The following is a 4,311-nucleotide window of genomic DNA, read 5'->3' on the forward strand; positions in this document are numbered from 1 at the left end:
ACTTAGCTACTTTAGCTAAACAATTAAACTTAGATGCAATCCACGACACAGTTCATGAAATGTGTAAAGATGAAGCTAGACACGGAAAAGCTTTCGCTGGATTATTAAAAAGATACTTTAAATAAGAGTCCATCACAAATTATTTGTATTGATATATTTATAAAGAAAAACACCACTAAAACACCTAGTTTAGTGGTGTTTTTCTAGTTTGAAAGGTATTTTTTGATTTGATATACTTCCAAATGAGGAGTGATTAAAATGGGGAAAGCTTATGAAAAAGTTTATGAAGTTACTTATGGAGAAACAAATGGAAGAAAAGATTGTAGGATAACTTCAATGATGAACTTTTTTTCAGACTGTTGCTTAAGTCAAGAAGAAGAAAATTCAATGAATTATGCAGATAATAGTAGTGAAACTACCTGGGTATTTTTTGATTATGAAATAATAGTGAATAGATATCCAAGGTATAGAGAAAAAGTTAAAGTAAAGACTTATGTTGAATCTATAAGGAAGTTTTATTCTAACAGAGTATTTGAAGCTTATGATATGGATGGAACTTTAGTAGCTAGAGCAGATATATTAGCCTTTTTAATAAACAAAAAAACTAGAAGACCAGCTAGAATAGGTGATAAGGAATATGAGATTCATGGGTTAAGCAAAGAGGATTCAAAAGTATTAAGAAAAAAATTAAACTTTGAGAAATTTGATAAAGAAGATTTAAAAATGAAATTTCACATAAGATATTTAGATATAGATTTAAATATGCATGTAAGTAATATTAAGTATGTAGAGTGGATTTTAGAAACAGTACCAGTTGATATTGTTCTGAATTATAAAATGAAAAAAATAAAAATAAAATTTGAAAAAGAAATTACATATGGTCATAATGTAATTATAAAGTCAAAAATAATTAGAGGTGAAGATGAAGTAAAGGTTCTTCATAAAGTAGAAAATGAAGATGGAGAAAGTATTACTTTAGCAGAAACTTATTGGTATTAAAATTTTTTAGGAGAATTAATTATGAGTGAAAATAAATTTATAAAAAAATATGATGTATTATATTATGATTCAGATATTAATAAAAACATAAGAATGATTCAACTTATGAAAATTTTTGGTGATGTATCTGCAATACATGAAGAAGAGTTATCTTATGAAGGAATTAAGTACTTAAAGAATCATGAGTTAAGTTGGATTATTTATAGTTATTCAATAGATATAAAAAAGCCAATACTATATAAAAGCTCAATTAATGTAGAAACTTATTTAGAAGGAATAAAGAAATTCTATGCTTGTAGAGTATATAAAGTTTACAATGAAAAAAATGAACTCGTGGCTGAAGGAAAGATAATTTTCTTATTAATAGATTTAGAGAAGCGTAGAGCTGTTAGAATTCCTAAGGAGTATTGTGAGTTAATAAATATGAGTGATACTGGAGAAGTAGAGTTAAAATCAACTAAAGTGGAAAAATTAATTAGAGAAGACTTAGAATCAAATATTTCTGTAAGAAGAAGTGATATAGATTTTAATAAGCATGTTAATAATACTAAATACTTAGAGTGGACTATGGAGTCTACTCCTGAGTGCATTTTAGATGAATATAGCCTTATATCAGCTAAAATAAAGTATGAGAAGGAAGTTAGAATTGGAGATGATGTAAATATTATATGCCAATGGGATGAGATTGAAGAAGGTTATAAGTGTCTTTACAAGATTGTAAATAATAGATTAGGAGAAGTTTCGGCCGAAATAGAAACAATTTGGAAAAAAGAGTTTTAAGAGTAATAAAACCCTTGGTATAGCTAGGAATTTGTAGTCTAGTTATACCAAGGGTTTTTTATTATATAAAAATAATTTTTTGTCTATTTAAAAAATCTTATATTATAAATAGAAAATATATTACTTAAGTGTGCAAGAAAGTGCAGCATTAAATCCAGAACTCCAAGCCCATTGAAGATTAAATCCACCACAATCTCCATCTACATCTAATAACTCACCACAAAAATAAAGATTATCTACTAATTTTGATTGAAGAGTTTCAGAATCAACTTCCATTGTATTTATTCCACCAGTAGTTACCTGAGCAGCTTGGAATCCATTTGTTCCAATACATTTAAATTCCCAAGATTTCATAAGGTTTATTAAGTTCTTTTTTTCTTTCCAAGTAAGTTCGTAACATGGTTTATGTAAATTATCTATACCTGCTTCTCTTAATAATATAGGTATCATTTTTTTGTTAATAACGCCTATAAGTGAGTTTATAACTTCTCTACAAGAAAAAATAGCAAAATGTCCTTCTAAAAAATCTTCTAATTCCTTTAATGATTTATCAGGCATCATATCAATTAAGATTTTAACTTCTTTACCTTTAAAACATCCTAAGGAAGCTTCCCTAGATATTTGTAATATTGGAGGACCGGATATTCCGTAGTCTGTAAAAAGAATCTCTCCAAATTCTTTTCTAATACTTTTTCCATCACACAAAACTTCAGCATAACCATTAAATTTTATTCCTGATAAAGCTTTAAGTTTATTGTGAGATAATTTTAACTGTACGATAGCTGGATTAGGTTCAATAATAGAATGACCTAGACTTTTTGCAAGATTATATCCTGAGCCATCAGAACCTGTTTTAGGGGCAGACTTTCCGCCGCAAGCCATTATTAATTTTTTACACTTAATCACAGGTGAATCCTCATTTCCTGTGGATAAAGTGAATTTTCCCTTAGATTTGTGGATAGATTTTACTTTATAAGAATTATAAATAGGAATTTCACGTTCCTCTAAGGCAAGTTTTAAGATATCTAAAACAGAGGATGCTTGTAAAGATTGAGGATAATTTTTTCCTTTTTCAAGCTCTGTTATTGGTAGTCCTAGATTAAGAAAAAAAGCTTTTGTGTCTTCTACAGAAAATTTATTTAAAGATTTAATAAAAAATCCATCATTTGTACTATGAAAGTTTGTAAATGGAAATTTTATTAATGAATTTGTTATATTACATCTACCGTTTCCAGTAGTAAGAAGCTTTTTACCTATTCTGTCTGCTCCTTCAACTATAGCAATATCTAATCCAAAGTCTTTTGCTGTTACTGCAGCTGTCATACCAGAAGCTCCGCCTCCTATAATAACTACATCATGGTATATCATAAGTTTAATTTCTCCCTTCTAAATTTGTATATATTAATAATCAAAAATAATTTTCTGAAATTCTTATATATTTAATCATAACATTTCTAAGTTTGAATTGTATCATATTTGACTAGTAATAGATACTTAAATATAAGAAATTTTAAATTTTGAAGTTACTTAATTTATCTTATTTTAAAAGATAAATTAAGTATTAAATATATTTATTTAAATAATAAATTCTAAGTGGCTAGAGATTAAGTATTAATACATTAGAAATCATAAAGTTATATTATTATATTTTAAGAGTAATACTAAATGGTGAGGTGAGCATTATGAAATTTAGAATTACAAATGAAAATATAGATGGGTATAATACAGAATTAAAGATTAGAAGAATGAATTATGATCAAGTAGTTGTAAATTATCAAAATAATTCTGGAATAAAAACTTTTAAAATAGATGATGGGGAACTAATTTCAGAAGGAGAGGTTGATGATATAATTAAAAAATATATTGATTTATTAAAAATAAAAATAAATAGAGGAACATCAGCATTGTTTTACAAAGGTATAATTGAATCTATTGAAGAATCTATTGAGGAAGTGAAATCATTAAAAGTTTTAAATGATTTTACTAAATCAACTAGTAAAAGAGGAATTTGGGATAAAGAGATATTGATATACCTAAATGATAGATATCCAATAAAAATTGAAGCAATTGGAAGAAATTTTAGAGAAGATAGTTATAAGTTTAATATTAAGGTCTTAGAAGAAGCAGAATTCATTAAAATGTGTTATTTTAATATAGGAAAATTAAATAATCAAATAACTTGGAGAGAAAGACAATTAAATATTTATAAAAAAATAGTTGAAAAAATAGAAAAAAAGAGTAATTTTGAGTTAGATGGCGAATTATAATCATAATTTGATTTAATAACTGTAAATTAGATAAAATGGCTAAAAAAAGTGTTGACATAACTTTAGTTTTTGGGTATTATATTCCTTGTCAGGTCGCCAAGTGCGAAAGACGAAAAACAAAATAAACAAATTTAGTTTAAAGCTAAAACTGGTCAAAAATGATGTGGTTTTAAGAGTTAATGTGGCCCCTTGGTCAAGCGGTTAAGACACCACCCTTTCACGGTGGTAACAGGGGTTCGATTCCCCTAGGGGTCACCAACATGGT

4 protein-coding genes, 1 tRNA gene and 1 pseudogene are annotated in these 4,311 nt (G+C 26.9%); 5 read left to right on the top strand and 1 reads right to left on the bottom strand.

Going from position 1 to position 4,311, the window contains the following annotated elements:
* The 3 genes and pseudogenes from Q1J60_RS12900 to Q1J60_RS12910 all read left to right on the top strand — a co-directional run.
* Window positions 1-125, top strand: a pseudogene (locus tag Q1J60_RS12900) (NADH peroxidase); the annotation flags it as partial.
* A 133-nt stretch (window positions 126-258) separates the two neighbouring features.
* On the top strand, window positions 259-999 hold the full coding sequence (locus Q1J60_RS12905) for an acyl-[acyl-carrier-protein] thioesterase (protein ID WP_300263063.1): 741 nt from the start codon (window positions 259-261) through the stop codon (window positions 997-999).
* Between the two features lie 21 nt (window positions 1,000-1,020).
* The gene (locus tag Q1J60_RS12910) at window positions 1,021-1,779 is read left to right on the top strand and encodes an acyl-ACP thioesterase domain-containing protein (protein WP_300263065.1); all 759 of its coding nucleotides are present in this window, start codon (window positions 1,021-1,023) and stop codon (window positions 1,777-1,779) included.
* Window positions 1,780-1,899: 120 nt separating this feature from the next.
* Here Q1J60_RS12910 and Q1J60_RS12915 read toward each other — a convergent pair whose 3' ends face one another.
* Complete coding sequence (locus Q1J60_RS12915) at window positions 1,900-3,147, bottom strand: BaiN/RdsA family NAD(P)/FAD-dependent oxidoreductase (protein ID WP_300263067.1); 1,248 nt, start codon at window positions 3,145-3,147, stop codon at window positions 1,900-1,902.
* 314 nt (window positions 3,148-3,461) lie between these two features.
* Between Q1J60_RS12915 and Q1J60_RS12920 the strand changes: the two genes are divergently transcribed.
* Both Q1J60_RS12920 and Q1J60_RS12925 read left to right on the top strand, forming a co-directional pair.
* A complete protein-coding gene (locus tag Q1J60_RS12920) occupies window positions 3,462-4,046 on the top strand; it encodes a hypothetical protein (RefSeq protein WP_300263069.1) in 585 nt (194 codons plus the stop codon).
* A gap of 183 nt (window positions 4,047-4,229) precedes the next feature.
* Window positions 4,230-4,304: transfer RNA gene (locus Q1J60_RS12925), tRNA-Glu, on the top strand.
* Window positions 4,305-4,311 lie beyond the last annotated feature (7 nt).

Source organism: Clostridium sp. (genome assembly GCF_029258205.1).
In the GTDB taxonomy this organism is placed as follows: domain Bacteria; phylum Bacillota; class Clostridia; order Clostridiales; family Clostridiaceae; genus Sarcina.

Bases quoted from the DNA above. Each gene is read 5' to 3' on its own strand.
- Q1J60_RS12905 (WP_300263063.1), top strand. From the start codon at position 259: ATGGGGAAAGCTTATGAAAAAGTTTATGAAGTTACTTATGGAGAAACA.
- Q1J60_RS12910 (WP_300263065.1), top strand. From the start codon at position 1,021: ATGAGTGAAAATAAATTTATAAAAAAATATGATGTATTATATTATGAT.
- Q1J60_RS12915 (WP_300263067.1), bottom strand. From the start codon at position 3,147: ATGATATACCATGATGTAGTTATTATAGGAGGCGGAGCTTCTGGTATG.
- Q1J60_RS12920 (WP_300263069.1), top strand. From the start codon at position 3,462: ATGAAATTTAGAATTACAAATGAAAATATAGATGGGTATAATACAGAA.